Raw genomic sequence first — 18224 nt, 5'->3', positions numbered from 1 at the left:
AAGGCCCTGGACATCCCACGATGAAGAAGCTGATCACTGCCGTCCTGCTCTCCGCCGTCGCCGTAACGCCGTCGGTCGCTGCCCCGCCGCCGTTCGAAACGCCGGCTCCCGTTGCCTATCTGCAGGACCTGTCTTCGGGCGCGATCCTCTATGCCAAGGATGCCGACAGGCGGATGCCGCCGGCTTCGATGGCAAAGATGATGACCGCCTATGTCGCGTTCGACCTGATCAAGAAGGGCGAGCTCAAGCTCGACCAGAAGTTCACGGTTCGGCCGGAGACGTGGAAGCGCTGGCACGGCCCCGCCGCGGGCTCCACGATGTTCCTGTCCCCCAATGAACAGGTCAGCGTCGACGATCTGCTGAAGGGCATCATCACCCTTTCCGGAAACGACGCCTGCGTCGTGCTTGCGGAAGGTGTTGCGGGCACCGAAGAGGCGTTCACGAGCCTGATGAACCAGCGCGCCAAGGAACTGGGGCTGACGAACAGCCAGTTCGGCACGTCCAACGGCTGGCCGGATGAAGGCCGCACCTTCGTCAGCGCGCGGGATCTTTCGAAGCTCGCCTCCGCCACGATCCAGAACTTCCCCGATCTCTACAAGCGCTTCTACTCGCTGGAGAGCTTCACCTGGGGCAAGACGCTGGGCGCCGGCAACGCCATCACCCAGGCCAATCGCGACCCGCTGCTGGGCCGGGTCGCCGGGGCCGACGGCCTGAAGACCGGCCACACGCAGGAGGCTGGCTATGGCTTCACCGGTTCGGCCGAGCAGAACGGCCGTCGCCTGGTGATGGTGCTCGCCGGCCTCACGAGTTCCAATCAGCGCATTGCGGAGTCGGTGCGCTTCATGGAGTGGGGCTTCCGCGCCTGGCGCGCCCGCCCGATCGCAAAGAAGGGCAAGCTCGTCGAGACCGCCGATGTCCAGATGGGCGACAGCAGCAAGGTCGGTCTGGTCGCGCCCCGCGACCTGAACGTAACCGTCCCGGCAGGCGCCGCCACGGAGCTCGCCGGCACGGTCGTCTATCAGGGACCGATCCGCGCGCCGATCAAGGCCGGGCAGCACATTGCCGATCTGGTGATCACTTCGCCCGGGATGGACCCGCAGCGCCTGCCGCTCGTCGCGGAGAAGGACGTGGATGAGGCAGGCTTCTTCGGCCGCGCATGGGCGGGGCTGATGGCGCTGTTCGGCGCTTGAGCGGCCAGTTCATCTCGCTGGAGGGCGGTGAGGGCGTCGGCAAGTCGACCCAAACCGCCCGCCTTGCCGCCGCGCTGGAAGCACGCGGTGTGCACGTCGTCGTCACGCGTGAGCCGGGCGGCAGCGAAGGTGCAGAGGCGATCCGCGGCCTGTTGATGCAGGGGGAGGTGAGCCGCTGGAGCCCGCACGCCGAAGCCCTGCTGTTCGCCGCGGCGCGCGCGGACCATGTCGAAAAGCGAATCCGGCCGGCGCTGGAAGCCGGGCAATGGGTGCTGTGCGATCGCTACATCGACAGCACCCGCGCTTATCAGGGCGGCCAGGGGATCGATGACGCGGCGATCCTGGCGCTGCACGCCTTCGGCTCGAAGGGGCTTTTGCCGGACCGTACGCTGCTGCTGACGCTGCCGGCCGGGACCGGCGAAGAGCGCGCGCTCGAGCGGGACCAAGGGATTGCCGATCGCTTCGGCGCACGGGGATCGGAGTTCCACGCGCAGGTCGCCGCAGCCTTTGATCGCATTGCGGACGCCGAGGGCGACCGCATTCGCCGGGTCGACGCCAGCGGCTCGCCGGATGCCGTGACCGGACGGCTGATGGACGCGCTGTCCGACCTGTTGCCGTGAACGAACTGGTCGGCAACGCGGCCGCGCACGACGCCTTCTTCACGGCGGCGGAAGGCGGCAGCCTTCATCACGCATGGCTGCTGACTGGTCCCGAGGGCGTCGGCAAGGCGAGCTTTGCCCGGATCGCGGCTGCGCGGCTGCTGGCCCATGCCGCCAACCCGCGGATCCCGATCAGGGGCGGGCCGCTGCCGATCGAGGACCGTACGGCGTCGCTGATCGCGGCCGGCTCCCACCCCGATTACCGGGAGATGGCGCGCCAGCCCAAGGATCCGGCGAAACCCGACGAGAACCTCGCGCGGAGTATCCCGATCGCGCAGGTGCGGGCACTGCAGCCGCTGTTCGCGACGAAGCCTTCTTTGTCCGAGCGGCGGGTCGTGGTGATCGACTCGATCGACGATCTTGAAACAGCGGCGGCCAACGCGTTGCTCAAGAATCTGGAAGAGCCGCCCGCCGGCACCATCTTCCTGCTGGTAAGCCATGCCGCCGGCCGCCTGCTGCCGACAATCCGCTCCCGCTGCCGCTTGCTGCGGTTCGAACGGCTGTCGGACGAAGAGGTCGCAACCGTGGTGCGCCAGGCCATGCCCGACGTCAGCGAGGTCGAGTGTGACGCGCTTGTCCGCGGCGGCGACGGCTCTGCCGGGCGCGCCCTCACATTTGCGGGGCTCGACGTCGCCGCGATCGAGCGAGCGATGGCAACCATCGCGCAGGATGGGGACCCCAGCAATGCGCAGCGCAGCAGGCTTGCCAAGGCTCTTGCCGGCAAGGCCGCCCAGGCGCGCTATGAAGCGTTTCTGGAACGCGCGCCCAGCTTCATTGCGGCGACTGCACGCCTGCGCACCGGGTCGGAGCTCCGCACGGCGCTGGAGGCATACCAGGCCGCACGGGCCCTTGCGGCAGCTGCGCCGGCATTGTCGCTCGACGCGCAGGGGACCGTGTTCGAGATGGCAGGCATTCTGGCGCGACTTGCACCGCAGGACGGGCTTCAATCCCGCGGAGCGATGCACTAGGGGACACGGCATGGCCGAGCCCTATTACATCACCACCGCGATCCATTATCCCAACGGCAAGCCGCATATCGGCCATGCCTATGAGATGATCGCCGCCGACGCGATCGCGCGTTTCCACCGACAGGCGGGCCGCGATGTCCGCTTCCAGACGGGCACCGACGAGCACGGTCTCAAGATGGTCCAGACCGCCCGCAAGCGCGCCATGGAAGTGCGCGATCTGGCGGACGAAATGTCGAGCTATTTCCATGAGATGGCAGACAGGCTTGATATTTCCTATGACCGGTTCATCCGCACGGTAGAGCCCGCGCATTATGCCGCGAGCCAGGCCATCTGGCAGGCGATGGCGGGCGCGGGCGACCTGTATCTGTCGCGCTACGAGGGCTGGTACTCGGTCCGAGACGAGGCCTTCTACGAAGAGAAGGAACTGACCGACGAGGAAGGGGGCGTTCGCCTCTCTCCGCAGGGCACCCCCGTGGAGTGGACCGCCGAGGAGACCTGGTTCTTCCGGCTTTCGAAGTATCAGCAGCGGCTGCTGGATTTCTACGCGGCAAATCCGGAGTTCATCCAGCCTGAAAGTCGCCGCAACGAGGTGCTTCGCTTCGTGGAGGGTGGCCTTGCCGACCTGTCGGTCTCGCGCACCAGCTTTGACTGGGGAGTACCGGTTCCGGGGAGCCCCGGGCACGTCATGTACGTGTGGGTCGATGCACTGACCAACTACCTGACCGGCGCCGGCTATCCCGACGGCGGCGACACCGCGCGCTTCTGGCCCGCCGACCTGCACCTCATCGGCAAGGACATCGTTCGCTTCCACGCCGTGTACTGGCCGGCGTTCCTGATGTCCGCCCAACTCGCTCTGCCGCGTCGCGTGTTCGGGCACGGCTTCCTGCTGAACCGCGGCGAAAAGATGTCGAAGTCGACAGGCAATGTCGTCGATCCGATGGCGCTCGCCGAGCTCTACGGCGTCGACGCACTTCGCTATTTCCTGATGCGCGACATCAGTTTCGGGCAGGACGGGACCTTCTCGGACGAAGCGATCGTGACCCGCGCCAACGCCGATCTTGCCAACAGTTTCGGCAATCTGGCGCAGCGCACGCTGTCGTTCATCGCCAAGAACCTGGAAGGCGCGCTGCCGCTTCCCGGCCGCAGCGATCCGGCCGATGCCGCACTGCTGGAACAGGTCGCGGAAGCGGGCGCGCAGTTCCGGCGTGAGTTCGCAGAGCTATCGCTATCGCAGGCCCTGGAGAGCTGGATGCGCGGCGTCTTTGCCTGCAACCAGTATATCGACGCACAGGCGCCTTGGTCGCTGCGCAAGACCGATCCGGAACGCATGCACGCAGTGCTGGGCACGCTGGTGCGCGCGATACGCGATCTTGCGATCGTGGTGTGGCCGGTGATCCCGACTTCCGCGGGACGGGTGCTTGACCAGCTTGGGCAGGATGCTCGCGACCATGCTGCGCTTGACGACGGCGGGTGGTATCAGCGCGCAAGCGAAGCGGGCTTCCGCATTGCGCCACCAGCGCCCATCTTCCCACGCTTGACCCTGCAGGAAGTCACGGAAACCGCATGAAGCTTGCCGACAGCCACTGCCACCTGAACTACAAGGGCGTCGCAGAACAACAGGGCGAAGTGCTGGCCCGTGCGCGCAGTTCCGGCGTGGTGGCGATGCTCAACATTTCCACGCGCGAAAGCGAATGGGATGCGGTGATCGCGACGGCTGAGCGGGAAGGGGATGTCTGGGCGACCGTCGGCATCCACCCCAATGAGGCGGATCAATATCCCGATGTGGGCACGCAGCGCCTGGTAGAGCGTGCGGCGCACCCGCGTGTCGTCGGCCTGGGCGAAACCGGACTGGACTATTATTACGAGCATTCGGATCGCGACCGGCAGCAAGCGAGCTTCCGCTCACATCTCGCCGCCTGTCGCGAAACCGGGTTGCCGGTGGTCGTCCACACCCGCGACGCAGAGGCTGATACCGCGCGGATCCTGAAAGAGGAACTGGGGAAGGGCGCCTTCACCGGCGTGATCCACTGCTTCACCGGGACTGGCGACTTCGCCCGCCAAGCCCTTGATCTCGGGTTCTATATCTCGATCTCGGGCATCGTCACGTTCAAGAATGCGCGCGAACTCCAGGAGACGGCGCGCTGGCTCCCGCGTGAGCGACTGCTGGTGGAAACCGATGCGCCGTTCCTGGCACCGGTGCCCCATCGCGGCCGCCCCGGTGAGCCGGCCTATGTCGCGGACACCTGCCGCTTCCTCGCCGAACTGCGGGGTGAGGACGCCGACGAACTCGCCGACGCGACCCGCGCCAACTTTCACGCGCTGTTTGCGAAAACCGTAGCGTGAAGATCCGCATCCTCGGCTCCGGAACATCGTCCGGCGTCCCGCGGATCGGCGGAGACTGGGGTGACTGTGATCCGACGGATCCGCGCAATCGCCGCACCCGCGTCTCGGCGCTGATCGAAACCGCCACCACCCGCATCCTCATCGATACAGGTCCGGATATGCGGCAGCAGTTGCTGGACGCTCAGGTCAGCGACGTCGACGCGGTGCTTTGGACCCATGATCACGCCGACCATTGTCACGGCATCGACGATCTCCGCCAAGTGTTCCATGTCCGTGGACGACCGGTCCGCGGCTACGCCCGCGCGGCGACGCTCGACGTGCTCCAGAAGCGCTTCGGTTATGTCTTTTTCGGCCGCGATGGATATCGTGCGACCGTCGAGGCGGAGGTTCTGCCGGATCGACTGCGGATCGGCGACATCGACGTATCGGTAACGGATCAGCCCCACGGCACGATATCTTCGGCAGGACTCCGGTTCGACCACGACGGGCGCTCCATCGTCTACGCGACGGATTTCCATAAGGCGACCGCCGCGATGCGCGATCTGTACCGGGGGTGCGACCTGATGGTCGTCGACGCGTTGCGGGACGCGCCCCATCCGACGCATCCTACCGTCGATGGAGCGCTGGAGCTGATCGCAGCCTGCGGAAATCCACGCGCCGTGTTGATCCACATGGACCACAGCCTCGACTATCGAACCTTGAAGTCGCGACTGCCGGAGCACGTCGAACCCGGCTATGACGGGCTGGAACGGACCGCGTGAACGCAGACAACCAGGCGCAGCTGCTGTGGGGTGTCGGCGTGCTGGTGCTGGCAATCTCAGCCTTGGCCGCGCAGCGGCCTCGGGCCGGGACGCTCCTTCGCTCGCTGCTTGCCTGGGCAGTCATCGGCGTTCTGGTCCTTGTAGTCGTGGCATATCGCCACGAGCTCGGAGGGATCTTCGGGAATATCGGGAGCCGGCTCGGTCTTCAGGAGCAGACGATCGACGGTGAGACGGTGCGCATCCGCCAATCGGCCGATGGGCATTTCTGGGCGAACGTAAGCGTCAACGGCCATCCGCGCCGCATGTTGATCGACAGTGGCGCGACGGTGACTGCCTTGTCGCAAAGGACGGCGGATCTCGCCGGTGTAGAGAGCGATGGCCGGCCGGTGGTGCTGTCGACAGCGAACGGGGACGTTCCGGCAGAGCGCGGGGCCGTTCATGAACTGACGATCGGTGCGCTTACGGCCCATAGCTTGCCGGTGGTCATATCCGCCAGCTTCGGAGAGATCGACGTTTTGGGAATGAACTTCCTGTCGCGGCTCGAGTCCTGGCGGGTAGAGCGGGATACCCTCATTCTCGAACCCAGATCGTCGCGGGATTAACATAATGCAGATTACCGCACTTTCCGATATCCTTCTCCGGGGCGTGTTCTGATGATGGAACGCCTCGTGGCTATCATGACCCGGCTTCGCGATCCGGAGCTCGGATGCGAATGGGATCGCGCGCAGACCTTCGCGACCATCGCACCCTATACGATCGAGGAAGCCTATGAGGTCGCCGACGCCATCGCCCGCAACGATGTCGGCGATCTGAAGAACGAGCTCGGCGACCTGCTGCTTCAGGTGGTGTTCCACAGCCGCATCGCGGAAGAAGCTGGCCAGTTTGCACTGCCCGACGTCGTCGCGGCGATCAGTGAAAAGATGGAACGGCGCCACCCGCATATCTTCGGCGATGCCGCTGCCAGCCCCGGCTGGGAAGCGATCAAAGCCGCAGAGCGTGACGAGAAGACCACGGACGCCACAAACGGTGCGCTTTCAGGCGTGGCGCTCGGCCTGCCGGCCCTCAGTCGCGCCGAAAAGCTCCAGAAGCGTGCGGCCCGCGTCGGCTTCGACTGGCCCGACCCGAGCGGACCTCGTGCCAAGATCGATGAGGAACTCGCCGAAATCGAAGAAGCCGATGAAGCGCACCGTTCGGAGGAAGTCGGTGACCTGCTGTTCTCCGTGGTGAACTGGGCGCGTCACCTGGGTGTCGATGCGGAAGCTGCTCTCCGCGACGCCAACGCCAAATTCGAGCGCCGCTTTGCCGCAATGGAAGCAGAAGCCGGCGCGCGCTTTTCTGCCCTGCCGCTCGACGAGAAGGAAGCGCTCTGGGGGGCTGCCAAATCCGCCGAGCGGACCTGACACCTCCACTACTTGCTCACTCAGCGTGTGAGGAACCGATCGTAATCGGCCGGTGCCATTCGCACATCATAGAGTGAGCGCCCATCATCCATCCAGTGGTCGACGACCTCGCCATGGGCGTGGAGCCAGGCGGCGCTGGCGCCATCCTCGGGCGCAAGCGCGATGCGATACCGCCGGTGTCCCTGCGTCAGGCGATCGGCAATCGCTCGCATCAGGGTATCTACCCCTTCCCCGCTCAGCGCGGAGATCGCGACGACGTCCTCCCGATGGGCCGCCTCGCCCTCCAGTTCGATCCGGTCTTCGGGATCGAGCAGGTCGAGCTTATTCCATGCCTCGATCCGCGGCATGGTTTCGTCGACCCCAATGTCTGCCAGCACCGTTTCGACGTCATCGGCCTGCGCCTGGGTATCGGGGTGCGCGATGTCGCGGACATGCACCAGCAGGTCGGCCGAAACGACCTCTTCCAGGGTCGCCTTGAACGCAGCGACGAGCTGCGTCGGCAGCTCGGAGACGAAGCCCACCGTGTCGGACAGGATCGCCTTGTCCACCCCGGGAAGGGATATCTGGCGCAACGTGGGATCGAGCGTGGCGAACAGCATGTTCTCCGCCATCACCTCGGCCCCGGTCACCCGGTTGAACAGCGTCGACTTGCCGGCATTGGTATAGCCGACCAGCGCAATCACGGGCCAGGGCGCCCGCTGGCGGCGGTCGCGGTGCAGCCCGCGCGTACGCGAGACGCTCTCGAGTTCCCGCCGCAAGCGGGCCATCCGGTCGCGGATCAGGCGGCGATCCGCCTCGATCTGTGTCTCGCCCGGGCCGCCAAGAAAGCCGAAGCCGCCGCGCTGGCGCTCAAGGTGGGTCCAGCTGCGAACAAGCCGGCCTGCCTGATAGTCGAGGTGCGCAAGCTCCACCTGAAGGCGTCCCTCAGCCGTACGGGCGCGCTCGCCGAAGATCTCCAGGATGAGCCCGGTGCGGTCGATGACCTTGCACCCGAGCCCCTTTTCCAGGTTCCGCTGCTGGATCGGCGTAAGCGCAGCGTCGAACACCGCCAGCTGCACTTCCTTGTCGCGGATCGTCTCGGCGAGTGCCTCGACCTGGCCGCTGCCGATGAGTGTCGCGGCCTTTGGCTGGCGCACGCGCAGTGCGACGCGCTCTTCCACTTCGACGCCGATCGCAAGGGCGAGGCCGGCCGTTTCGGCAAGCCTCGCATCCGCGTCGCGGCTCGCGCCGCCCATGTCGGGCAGCACCACGATCGCGCGCGCACCCCGGGAGAATTCTTCTACGTCGCGTTCAAATCCGGTGGTCAATCAGCGTCCGATCCGGCCTGTTCCTCGGCCAAGTTGAGGGGGTGCGCCGGCTGCACCGTCGACACCGCATGTTTGTAAACCAGCTGCGACACGCCATCCCGCTGCAGCAGCATGCAAAAGAGGTCGAAAGCAGCGATCTGCCCCTGGAGCATCACGCCATTCACCAGAAACATCGTAACGCTTTCCTGGTTCTTCCGGACCGCGTTGAGGAAAATTTCCTGCAGCAAGGCATTGCGCGAACCCTGCTCGGCCGCTGCCGCCACAATCGGCTCCAGATCGACCTGCGAGGCCGGCATGATCGTGGAGATGGCATGCTTGTAGATCAGCTGCGACTGCCCGTCGCGCCGGAGCAGCACCGAAAAATTGTCGAACCACGTCACGATGCCCTGGAGCTTCACGCCCTTCACAAGGAACATCGTTACCGGTGTTTTGGAGCGCCGAAGCGCGTTGAGGAAGAGATCCTGGAGCGAGCTCTGTTTCTCGGCCATGTCCTGCCCTTTGTTCTTGGCGGGTATACCCGCGTTGCGCCGTCACCGCGACGATGCGCGACTGATTTAGGACGCAGGAGCCGTCGCGTCCACCATGCTACTCGTCGCCGCGCGTATCGGTGATGCCCAGCAGCTTGAGCTTGCGGTGCAGAGCGGACCGCTCCATGCCAATGAAGCTCGCAGTGCGCGAGATGTTCCCGGAAAAGCGGCGGATCTGCACACGCAGATACTCGCGCTCAAAGGATTCGCGGGCCTCGCGCAGCGGCGCGCCCATGATCGCATTGGCGCCGAAGCCGCCCCCGCTCTCCCCGGGATTGCCGAGCACTTCGGGGGGCAGCAGGTCGACGTCGATCCGTCCGATGCGATTGCCCGGCGCCAGGATGACCGTGCGTTCCACCACGTTGCGCAGCTGGCGCACGTTGCCGGGCCACTCATAGGATTGCAGCGCAACCATTGCGTCGGGCGCAATCTCCGGCGTCGGCACGCGACGTTCCGATGCGTAATGGGCCACGAAATGCTCGACCAGCGCCGGAATGTCTTCACGCCGCTCCGTCAGGCCGGGGATCGCCACGGGAACGACGTTGAGACGATAGTAGAGATCTTCGCGGAAACGCCCCTCGGCGATCTCGTCCTGAAGATTGCGCGCGGTGGCGGAAACCACGCGCACGTCGACCTTCACCACGCGCTGGCCGCCCACCCGCGTAAAGCTCTGGTCGGTCAGCACGCGCAGAATGCGCGCCTGCGTCGCAATCGGCATGTCGGCGATTTCGTCGAGGAACAAAGTACCGCCGTGAGCCTGCTCGAGGAGGCCCGGGCGAACCAGCTCGCCCCCCTCCTCTGCCCCGAACAATTCCTCATCGACTCGCTCGGGCGTCATGCGCGCTGCGCTGACGATGATGAACGGCGCCGACGCGCGCTGGCTCCACCCGTGGAGCAGCCGTGCGGCGACCTCCTTGCCGATGCCAGGACCGCCAGTGATGAGCACGCGGCTGCCGGTGGATGCGACACGCTTCAGCGTCGCACGCACCGTGTTGATTGCGGCCGAGCTGCCCGTCAGGTCGTCCTCACGCCCGGCCGATGCGCGCAGCGATGCGACTTCCCGGCGCAGGCGCTCCGTCTCGGTCGCGCGCTCCACCAGGAACAGCAGCCGCTCCGCCTCGAACGGCTTTTCGATGAAGTCGACGGCGCCGCGGCGGATCGCCGCCACCGCCGTGTCAATGTTCCCGTGGCCGGAGATCACCAGCACCGGCAGCGTGGGATCACGCTGCTTGATCACATCCAGCAATTCGAGGCCATCGAGCCGGGAACCTTGGAGCCAAACGTCGAGCAGGACCAGCGACGGACGTCGCGCCGCGATCGCTTCAAGCGCCCCGTCGCTGTCGGCCGCGCCCCGCGTCTCATAGCCTTCGTCTTCAAGAACGCCGGAGACGAGATCACGGATGTCGGTTTCATCATCAACGACGAGGATATCGAGCTTCATGAGCGGGCTGTTCCATTACGGGTGAGCATGGCCTGGCGCTGACTTTCTTCGCTGCCGGCGAAACTATCGCCGTCGTTTTCGCCCGCGAGTGCGGCGAGCACGTTGAGGTCGAGGGTAATCGTCACGATCGTGCCGCCGCCGGGACGGTCGCCAAAGCTGATGGCGCCAAAATGCTCCTCCACGATCTTCTTCACGATCGCGAGCCCGAGGCCGGTGCCGCGAGCGCGCGTCGTCATATATGGCTCAACAATCCGGTCGCGCTCAACGGGAAGGCCGATGCCGTTGTCGCTGACGGTTAACGAGAATTGGTTGTTCGGGGTCGCGTGCAGGGCGACGACAATCTTCCCTTTCCCTTCGTTTTCAGGCCCCGCATCAATCGCTTCCACCGCATTCTTGACGATATTGGTGAGCGCCTGGCCGAACTGACGGCGATCACACACGACGGGCGGCAACTCCTCGTCTGCCTCTAGGACGAAGTCGATCTCGGGGTGCGCGACTTCGTGCAGGAACACCGCCTGACGAGCGATGTCGAGCATCGATTCCTCGTGGAAAATCGGCTTGGGCATACGGGCGAATGACGAAAACTCGTCTACCATCCGCCGCAGGTCGCCGACCTGTCGCACGATCGTGTCGGTGAGCCTGACGAAGGTGCCGTCGTCGTTCTCTATCTGGCGGCCGTACCGGCGCTTCAGACGCTCGGCGGCAAGCTGGATGGGCGTCAACGGGTTCTTGATCTCGTGCGCGATCCGTCGGGCTACGTCGGACCAGGCAGCGCGTCGCTGATCCAGCAGCTGCTGCGTGATATCGTCGAAGGTGAGGATGAAGCTCCCGTCGTCGCGCGTGACCTTCACCGCGAGCGTCTTGGCCTCACCGCCTGCCTGCAACTGAACGATCGTCTCGCGTGCGCCGCTCGTGAGCGCGGCGTCCAATTCCGCCGCTACCTCTGAAAGCGGCCGTCCAACGGCCTCCAACGCATCCGTGTCGAGCAGGTCGGCTGCCGAAGCGTTGATCACGCGCACGGTGCGATCCGACCCGACCGAGATGACGCCGGCGCTGACACCCGACATCACCGCCTCGATCAGCGCGCGCCTACTGTCGATCTGCTCGTTGGCAGCCACCAGCGCACTGGTCTGCTCCCCCAACCGCTCCGTCATTATGTTGAACGCCGAGGCGAGTACGCCGACCTCGTCGCGCGTCCGGGGGGCATCGACACGCGCGGTCAGATCCCCACTCGCAACCTTGCGAGCCGCATCGACGAGCTGCGCGACCGGGCGCACTAGTCGATCCGCGACCGCCAGGGCGACGAGAACGGCGAGGCCGACGATCAGGAGCGAGATGATCAGCAGTGCCGCGTTGAACTGGATCTGCAACGACCGCGATCGGTTCACCAGCGTCTGGTAATCGCGCAACACCGCAGCCGAGCGCGTCCGCGCCAGCGTCATCTGCGGGTCGAACACGCGGGCGCTGTAGAGGTACACGTCGCGCTCCCCCGGGAACGGGACCAGCGCCTTGAAGCGGCCGTCCACTTCCTCGATCACCTGCGGCTCCCCGGCCCGCAGGCGGCGGACAGCAGGCAGGCTGATCTGCTGCTCGATGTCGCGGTCGTACGGGTTGACCAGCGCGAACGCCTGCACCTGATCGTTCGTCACCCGGACGATGGCTGCTTCCGACAAGGATCGGGCATAGGTCTGCCAGGCGAAGTAATTCTGGAAGTCGATGCTTTCGAGCGACCATTCCTTTAGGTTGGCCGCAAGATCCGTGGCCATGGCCGACGTGTTGCTGGAGACACCGTTGCGCATCTGGACATAGCTGTCCTGCGCGATCGCATTGGCATTCTCCAACATGCTGCGCGCCCGGTCCGAGAACCAGAACTCAACGCCATACTGGAACAGCAACGACGCGAAGATCGTCACGAGCAACATCGGGACGCTCGCCAAAAGCGAGAAAACCGCCACGAGGCGCACGTGCAGCTGCCCGGGCGCTCCCAGCGAGGATCGCGCAGCACGTCGCATCGCGGCGCGGCGCCCCAGCAGCACCAGCAACGCCATGTTCGGGATCAGGTTGGCGACCAGCAGCAACGCCACCAGCGGCGGCGTCAGCAGGCGTTGCCGCTCACTGTCTCCCGCAAGAATGAAATAGCTGCCGACTGCGACTGCGACGGCGATGGCGAAAACACCGAGTTCGATCGCCGGGACGAAGCGCGTCGGGAGCCTGAAACTCCGCCTGTCCTCGATACGCGCGCCATCGATCATTCTAGGTGGCGTACAACGTTACTGTTGCCGAGAAAACACATATTCTTTCGGACCCCGTGGGGGATGCTGCTCAGCGGGGGATCGTGCGGATCATACCCGGTTCGATCGCCAGGTCGTCCAGACGCTTGCGCAAAGTGTTTCGATTGATCCCGAGCGCTCGGGCAGCCCGCAGCTGGTTGTTCCCGTGTCGCTCCAGCATCGCCTCGATCAACGGCCGCTCCACTTCGGCGATCACCCGATCGTACAAGGTGCCGTCGTCCAGCGCCTGGGGGGTGTCGTTTGACAGGCGCCTCAGGAAAGTGCGCACCGCGGCGTCGAAACTTGCCTCACCGGATGCGGGCGCCACGCCACGCGCGTTCTCGCCGAACGAACCGCGAAGCTCGTCGGCGGCGATCTGATCGTCTCGCCCCAAAACGGCACAGCGCCGCATCAGGTTCTCCAGCTCGCGCACATTGCCCGGCCAGTCGTGGTTCTCGAGCGCGGCGATCGCCCCCGGGGACAAGGAGCGACGTGGGAGCCCCTCCTCTGCCGCACGGCTTAGGAAGTGGCGCGCCAGCAGTGCGATGTCCTGCCGCCGCTCACGCAGAGCTGGAAGCGTGACCGGCACGACATTCAGGCGGTAGAACAGGTCCTCGCGAAAGGCATTGGCCTGCACCAGCGATGCCAAGTCCCGGTTGGTTGCCGCGACGATGCGCACATCTGCGCGGATCGTCCGCGCGCCGCCAACGGTCGTGAACTCACCCGATTGAAGCACGCGCAGCAGTCGCGTCTGCGCCTCCATCGGCATGTCGCCGATCTCGTCCAGGAACAGCGTGCCGCCGGCGGCACGCTCGAACTTGCCCGCCACTCGCTGGGCCGCACCCGTAAAGGCACCGCGCTCATGACCGAAAAGCTCTGCCTCGATCAGCTCGCGCGGAATTGCGGCCATGTTGAGTGCAATGAAAGGCGCTCGCCGGCGCGGACCGAGATCATGCAAGGCACGGGCGACGAGCTCCTTGCCAGTGCCCGATTCGCCCGAGATCAGGACGGTGAGATCGCTCGAGACGACGCGCGCGATGACGCGGTACACGTCCTGCATCGCAGGGGAACGGCCGATCAGCGGCAGATTGGGGTCGATCGCTTCGGCCACATCTTCCGGCGCCCTGATCCGCCGGGCGAGCGCGCCCTTCACGGCAAGGCCGAGTGCGTCGAGGTCGAAGGGCTTGGGAAGATAGTCGAACGCTCCCGCCTCGTTCGCGCGCACTGCCGTCGTGAGCGTGTTCTGGGCGGAAAGGACGATGATCGGAAGGTCCGGATATTCCGCGCGAAGTGCCGCCGCACTCTCCAGGCCGTCGCCGTCCGGCAGCACGACGTCGGTAATGAGGACGTCGGGCTGCGCCGTCGCCAGCTCTGCGCGCAGTTGCGTGAGCGAGGCGGCAGCGGACACGCGATACCCATCACGCCGAAGCGCTTGGGTGACGACGGTCCGAATGCTGGCATCGTCGTCCACGACGAGGATCGAGGCGTCGGTCATGCGTCGGGCGCTCGCGGCAGGAGGATACGAAAGACGGTGGCGGGCGGGTCGCCTTCCCGGGCATAGCGGATCACGCCGCCGAGCTCCCCGACCAGCTTCTCGACGAGCGGCAGGCCCAGGCCGCGCCCCTTGCGCTTCCCCGACACGAACGGTTCAAACAAATGCTCGGCAAGGTCGGGAGGCGCGCCCGGGCCGTTGTCGATCACGCACAATTCGATCGGCAGCGGGCGACGCGGCTTGCCACGGCCGCCGCTGACGGAGACGCCGTGGCGATAGGCCGTCGCCAGGGTGATGCGCGGCGCAGCAGTCTCTTCCAGCGCCTCGGCCGCGTTCTTGATCAGGTTGAGCAGCAGTTGCACAAACGCATCACCATCCAGCATCACGTCGGGCAATGACGGGTCGAACCGCTCCTCGATCACCATCTCGCGCGCGAACCCGGCAGCGGCGACCTGTCGCGCGCGGGCGATCAGCGGATAGATGTTGCGCGCCTCAAGCGTGCGCGGACGCTCGTCGGTGAAGTCTTCCATCCGGTCGATCAGCGCTGCGACCCGGTCGACCTCGGACGTGATCAGGGTGGTGAGTTCGTGACGCGCCTCCGGCTCCGTGACTTCGGCCAGCAATTGCGCGGCGCCACGGATGCCCGACAGCGGGTTCTTGATCTCATGCGCGAGCATCGCCGCGGCACCGATTGCCGCGCGAACGCCGCCGCGATCGCCCGCATTCGCGAATCGGCGCGAGGCGCCCTCAGGATGGATGGTGATGATGCGCCAGCCCGGCTGCTCGGGCAGCATGCCCTCCACGTAATCGGCGCGCACCGGGCCCACCCGGTCGAGAACCAGCTCCACGTCATAGACGGCAAAGCCATGCCCGTCCCGGCGCGACGCCTCACCCGCCGGCAGGCGCACCAGGGAGTCGATCGGCTGCCCTTTCATGGCGCGCTCGGAGTGGTTGAGCAGGCTCTCTGACGCACTGTTGGCGTGCGCCACGGCGCCGTCGGGCCGTACGATGAGTGCCGCTACCGGGAGCGCGGCAAACCAGTCGGCCGGGCCGGGTTCGGGCGCGGCCTGCACAGCCGTACCGGCCTCCGGATCGCTGCGGCTCAAGCGGCGACGCGCTCGCGCCACGGTGCGTAGAACTCGGCGAGCATCCGCTGGACCACCGCCGGATCAGCCTCCTGGTTGACCTTGTTGCGGAACTCGGCCGAGCCGTGGAGCCCGCGCGTGTACCAGCCAATGTGCTTGCGCATCATGTTGACGCCGACTTCGTTGCCGTAATGCTGGAGCATCATGTCGTAATGCTCTGCAATCAGGGCATATTGCTCGTCTAGGGTCGGCTCAGCGCGCTCGCCGGCACCGGACAGTGCATCCATCACCTGGCGCAGGATCCACGGGCGCCCGTACGCCCCCCGACCGATCATCACGCCATCTGCGCCGGATTGCGCAAGCGCAGTCCGGGCATCCTCGACCGAGCAGATGTCGCCGTTGGCAATCACGGGAATGGTGACCGCATCCTTCACGCTGCGGATAAAGGCCCAGTCCGCCTCCCCCTTGTACATCTGATTGCGGGTGCGACCGTGGACCGTAACCATTTGCGCGCCGAGATCCTGGGCGATGCGCGCAAGTTCTGGGGCGTTGAGGCTCCCATGATCCCAGCCCATCCGCATCTTCACGGTCACGGGCAGCTTCACCGCCTTCACCGTCGCATCGATCAACGCCGCCGCTAGCTTCAGGTCCCGCATCAGCGCAGAACCAGCGTCGCCGTTCGTCACCTTGCGGACCGGGCAACCCATGTTGATGTCGATGATCGCGGCGCCGCGCTCCTCGCTCAGCTTGGCAGCTTCCGCCATTTCGGCAGGCGTGCATCCGACCAGCTGCATCGAGACCGGCTCTTCCGCCGGATCCCAGGCAGCCTTTTGGATCGACTGGCGCGTCTCGCGGATGGCGGCCTGGCTGGCGATCATCTCCGTGACGTTCAACCCCGACCCGTACCGCCGCACGATGCGACGGAACGGCAGATCGGTCACGCCCGTCATGGGCGCGAGAATGACCGGCGCGGAGACGGTCACGGGACCGATCTGGATAGGAGCGAGGGTTTGCATCGGGATGTGCCTGAAAAACGGGCAGCGTGTACGCTACCGGGCGGGCAGTGGCAAGGCTGGCGGCCCGCGGCCGGTTGCGCTAACCGGCGCCCATGAACGGCCAACGCACGGTCGCGCTGATTGTCGCCGCAGGTCGCGGCGATCGATCCGGCAGCGCGCTTCCCAAGCAATACGCAACGGTCGCCGGTCGGCCGATGGTGGCGCACAGCTACGCCGCCCTTTCGGCCCACCCTGATATCGATACGGTGCTGGTAGTCACCGGGGCTGACCAGTTCGAGCAGTTGGATGCTGCACTGGGGCCCGTACCGCGCGTGGCCGGAGGCGCAACGCGGCGCCTGTCGGTGCGCGCCGGGCTGGAGGCGATTGCGGCAGAAGGCGGCGCCGGGCAGGTGCTGATCCACGATGCCGCCCGCCCCTTCCTTCCTGCCGCGGTCATAGACCGGCTGTTGTCGGCCCTCGCCGATGCCCCGGGCACGGTGCCGGTGCTACCGGTCGCGGACACGCTGGCGCAATCCGGATCGTCCCTTGGAGAGGTGGTGCCGCGCGACGGACTGGTGCGCGTGCAGACACCGCAGGCGTTCCGCTTTGCCGACATTCTGGCCGCCCATCGCGACTGGTCCGGGGATGGCGAGCCGACCGACGACGCCCAGATGATGCGCGCTGCGGGCGGTCACGTCGTTGCGGTGACAGGAGATTCGATGCTCGAGAAAGTAACCTATCCCGCCGACTTCGCGGCCGCTGACGCCCGCGCCGGGGCTCGTTTCCGGGTGCGCAGCGCCACCGGCTACGACGTCCACCGACTCGAAGCCGGCGAAGAGCTCTGGCTCGGCGGCATCCGCATCCCCCACAACCGCGGGCTGTCCGGGCACAGCGACGCCGATGTTGGGCTACACGCCCTCACCGATGCGCTGCTGGGCACCATTGGCGCCGGCGACATCGGCACCCACTTTCCGCCGACCGACCCGCAGTGGAAAGGCGCGGCGTCCGACCGTTTCCTCGTTCATGCCGCGGACCTGATCCGCCAGCGGGGCGGCATCATCGACTTCGTCGACCTGACCCTTATTTGCGAGGCACCCAAGATTGGCCCGCATCGAGCAGCCATTCGTTCTCGCATCGCCGACTTGCTGGCGATTGCGGAGGATGAGGTGAGCATCAAGGCGACCACGACCGAGCGCCTGGGCTTCACTGGCCGCAGCGAAGGCATCGCTGCGCAGGCGATCGCCACGGTCCGCATTCCGGAGGCATGATGAAGGCTTACTTCCCCGCAGCGATCGCAGCCCTGCTCGCCACCGCAGGCACCGCGCAGGCGCAGACTGCCGCCTGCGTCACCAACACCGAGGCGGAGGCCCTGGTGCTGTTCGTCGCCCCGGACCTGATCCGCCAGGTCGGGCAGCGCTGCGCCACGACGCTCCCCGCCAGCGCGCTGGTCCGGCAGAATTCCGGAACGCTGATCGGCAAATACGAAGCAGAATCCACACGCGCATGGCCGCAGGCGCGCAAGGCGTTGCTCAAGATCGCGGGCCCGGAGGCGAGCCAGATGCTCGACTCTGCGTTCGCCAAGCCAATGATCGGGACGCTTGTCGCCCCCCTCGTCACCGGCAACCTGCAGGACAAGGATTGCGCAACCGTAGAGCGTGCGATGACGCTGGTGCAGCCCTTGCCCGCCCGGAATACCGCTGCCCTGCTGGTGCTGTTCGCACAGGCCGACGCCGCAAGCCCCCGCCCAATGATGCGCCTTCCCATTTGCGCAGCCGGCAAGGAATAA

Annotated in this window: 17 protein-coding genes; 10 read left to right on the top strand and 7 right to left on the bottom strand. The window is 66.1% G+C overall.

Translation table 11 applies throughout. The features are described from left to right. Nucleotides 1–20 precede the first annotated feature (20 nt). From QP045_RS03970 to mazG, 8 genes are read left to right on the top strand one after another with little or no spacing between them, the layout of a single operon-like run. Nucleotides 21–1190 carry a D-alanyl-D-alanine carboxypeptidase family protein gene (locus tag QP045_RS03970; protein WP_422513663.1) on the top strand — a complete coding sequence of 390 codons (1170 nt, stop codon included), beginning with the start codon at nucleotides 21–23 and terminating at the stop codon, nucleotides 1188–1190. Continuing rightward, nucleotides 1157–1810, top strand: a complete 654-nt coding sequence (tmk, locus tag QP045_RS03965; RefSeq protein ID WP_422513662.1) for a dTMP kinase — start codon at nucleotides 1157–1159, stop codon at nucleotides 1808–1810. The genes QP045_RS03970 and tmk overlap by 34 nt, the downstream gene beginning before the upstream one ends. Beyond that, nucleotides 1807–2817 carry an AAA family ATPase gene (locus QP045_RS03960; protein WP_422513661.1) on the top strand — a complete coding sequence of 337 codons (1011 nt, stop codon included), beginning with the start codon at nucleotides 1807–1809 and terminating at the stop codon, nucleotides 2815–2817. Before tmk ends, QP045_RS03960 begins: the two co-directional genes overlap by 4 nt. Before the next feature lie 10 nt (nucleotides 2818–2827). Then, nucleotides 2828–4384: a methionine--tRNA ligase gene (gene metG / locus QP045_RS03955; RefSeq protein ID WP_422513660.1), complete on the top strand. Its 1557-nt coding sequence runs from the start codon at nucleotides 2828–2830 to the stop codon at nucleotides 4382–4384. Next, nucleotides 4381–5160, top strand: coding sequence for a TatD family hydrolase (locus QP045_RS03950; RefSeq protein WP_422513659.1), 780 nt, complete (start codon nucleotides 4381–4383; stop codon nucleotides 5158–5160). The genes metG and QP045_RS03950 overlap by 4 nt, the downstream gene beginning before the upstream one ends. Continuing rightward, complete coding sequence (locus tag QP045_RS03945; RefSeq protein ID WP_422513658.1) at nucleotides 5157–5921, top strand: MBL fold metallo-hydrolase; 765 nt, start codon at nucleotides 5157–5159, stop codon at nucleotides 5919–5921. Before QP045_RS03950 ends, QP045_RS03945 begins: the two co-directional genes overlap by 4 nt. After that, nucleotides 5918–6523, top strand: coding sequence for a retropepsin-like aspartic protease family protein (locus QP045_RS03940; protein ID WP_422513657.1), 606 nt, complete (start codon nucleotides 5918–5920; stop codon nucleotides 6521–6523). Before QP045_RS03945 ends, QP045_RS03940 begins: the two co-directional genes overlap by 4 nt. Nucleotides 6524–6574: 51 nt before the next feature. Next, the gene (gene mazG / locus QP045_RS03935) at nucleotides 6575–7321 is read left to right on the top strand and encodes a nucleoside triphosphate pyrophosphohydrolase (RefSeq protein WP_422513656.1); all 747 of its coding nucleotides are present in this window, start codon (nucleotides 6575–6577) and stop codon (nucleotides 7319–7321) included. A 20-nt stretch (nucleotides 7322–7341) separates the two neighbouring features. On the opposite strand, the gene hflX is transcribed toward mazG, so the two are convergent. The 7 genes from hflX to dusB form a co-directional block, all read right to left on the bottom strand. Further along, nucleotides 7342–8628, bottom strand: a complete 1287-nt coding sequence (gene hflX / locus QP045_RS03930; protein WP_422513655.1) for a GTPase HflX — start codon at nucleotides 8626–8628, stop codon at nucleotides 7342–7344. Beyond that, nucleotides 8625–9143 (bottom strand): RNA chaperone Hfq, encoded by a 519-nt coding sequence (hfq, locus tag QP045_RS03925; RefSeq protein ID WP_422513872.1) that lies wholly within the window; start codon nucleotides 9141–9143, stop codon nucleotides 8625–8627. Before hfq ends, hflX begins: the two co-directional genes overlap by 4 nt. Before the next feature lie 70 nt (nucleotides 9144–9213). After that, nucleotides 9214–10596 (bottom strand): sigma-54-dependent transcriptional regulator, encoded by a 1383-nt coding sequence (locus QP045_RS03920; protein ID WP_422513654.1) that lies wholly within the window; start codon nucleotides 10594–10596, stop codon nucleotides 9214–9216. Beyond that, complete coding sequence (locus QP045_RS03915) at nucleotides 10593–12848, bottom strand: ATP-binding protein (RefSeq protein WP_422513653.1); 2256 nt, start codon at nucleotides 12846–12848, stop codon at nucleotides 10593–10595. Before QP045_RS03915 ends, QP045_RS03920 begins: the two co-directional genes overlap by 4 nt. A 70-nt stretch (nucleotides 12849–12918) precedes the next feature. Next, entirely contained in the window at nucleotides 12919–14361 is a 1443-nt protein-coding gene (ntrC, locus tag QP045_RS03910) for a nitrogen regulation protein NR(I) (RefSeq protein WP_422513652.1), read from the bottom strand. Beyond that, on the bottom strand, nucleotides 14358–15464 hold the full coding sequence (locus QP045_RS03905) for a two-component system sensor histidine kinase NtrB (RefSeq protein WP_422513651.1): 1107 nt from the start codon (nucleotides 15462–15464) through the stop codon (nucleotides 14358–14360). Before QP045_RS03905 ends, ntrC begins: the two co-directional genes overlap by 4 nt. Continuing rightward, the gene (dusB, locus tag QP045_RS03900; protein WP_422513650.1) at nucleotides 15461–16459 is read right to left on the bottom strand and encodes a tRNA dihydrouridine synthase DusB; all 999 of its coding nucleotides are present in this window, start codon (nucleotides 16457–16459) and stop codon (nucleotides 15461–15463) included. Before dusB ends, QP045_RS03905 begins: the two co-directional genes overlap by 4 nt. A 92-nt stretch (nucleotides 16460–16551) precedes the next feature. Here dusB and QP045_RS03895 point away from each other — a divergent pair, with 92 nt between their 5' ends. Both QP045_RS03895 and QP045_RS03890 read left to right on the top strand, forming a co-directional pair. Next, nucleotides 16552–17706 (top strand): bifunctional 2-C-methyl-D-erythritol 4-phosphate cytidylyltransferase/2-C-methyl-D-erythritol 2,4-cyclodiphosphate synthase, encoded by a 1155-nt coding sequence (locus QP045_RS03895; RefSeq protein WP_422513649.1) that lies wholly within the window; start codon nucleotides 16552–16554, stop codon nucleotides 17704–17706. Further along, on the top strand, nucleotides 17706–18224 hold the full coding sequence (locus QP045_RS03890; RefSeq protein ID WP_422513648.1) for a hypothetical protein: 519 nt from the start codon (nucleotides 17706–17708) through the stop codon (nucleotides 18222–18224). The genes QP045_RS03895 and QP045_RS03890 overlap by 1 nt, the downstream gene beginning before the upstream one ends.

Origin of the sequence: Sphingomonas sp. 3-13AW, assembly GCF_049311085.1 — a bacterium.
Lineage (GTDB): Bacteria > Pseudomonadota > Alphaproteobacteria > Sphingomonadales > Sphingomonadaceae > Sphingomonas.
Note: the sequence above shows the minus strand (reverse complement) of the source record. Positions and strands in the feature narration are given on the sequence as shown.

What these genes read in the sequence shown, in the direction of transcription:
- QP045_RS03895 (WP_422513649.1), top strand. Translation starts at nt 16,552, where the DNA reads ATGAACGGCCAACGCACGGTCGCGCTGATTGTCGCCGCAGGTCGCGGC.
- metG (WP_422513660.1), top strand. Translation starts at nt 2,828, where the DNA reads ATGGCCGAGCCCTATTACATCACCACCGCGATCCATTATCCCAACGGC.
- mazG (WP_422513656.1), top strand. Translation starts at nt 6,575, where the DNA reads ATGATGGAACGCCTCGTGGCTATCATGACCCGGCTTCGCGATCCGGAG.
- ntrC (WP_422513652.1), bottom strand. Translation starts at nt 14,361, where the DNA reads ATGACCGACGCCTCGATCCTCGTCGTGGACGACGATGCCAGCATTCGG.
- QP045_RS03920 (WP_422513654.1), bottom strand. Translation starts at nt 10,596, where the DNA reads ATGAAGCTCGATATCCTCGTCGTTGATGATGAAACCGACATCCGTGAT.
- dusB (WP_422513650.1), bottom strand. Translation starts at nt 16,459, where the DNA reads ATGCAAACCCTCGCTCCTATCCAGATCGGTCCCGTGACCGTCTCCGCG.
- QP045_RS03950 (WP_422513659.1), top strand. Translation starts at nt 4,381, where the DNA reads ATGAAGCTTGCCGACAGCCACTGCCACCTGAACTACAAGGGCGTCGCA.
- tmk (WP_422513662.1), top strand. Translation starts at nt 1,157, where the DNA reads ATGGGCGGGGCTGATGGCGCTGTTCGGCGCTTGAGCGGCCAGTTCATC.
- QP045_RS03915 (WP_422513653.1), bottom strand. Translation starts at nt 12,848, where the DNA reads ATGATCGATGGCGCGCGTATCGAGGACAGGCGGAGTTTCAGGCTCCCG.
- QP045_RS03970 (WP_422513663.1), top strand. Translation starts at nt 21, where the DNA reads ATGAAGAAGCTGATCACTGCCGTCCTGCTCTCCGCCGTCGCCGTAACG.
- QP045_RS03890 (WP_422513648.1), top strand. Translation starts at nt 17,706, where the DNA reads ATGAAGGCTTACTTCCCCGCAGCGATCGCAGCCCTGCTCGCCACCGCA.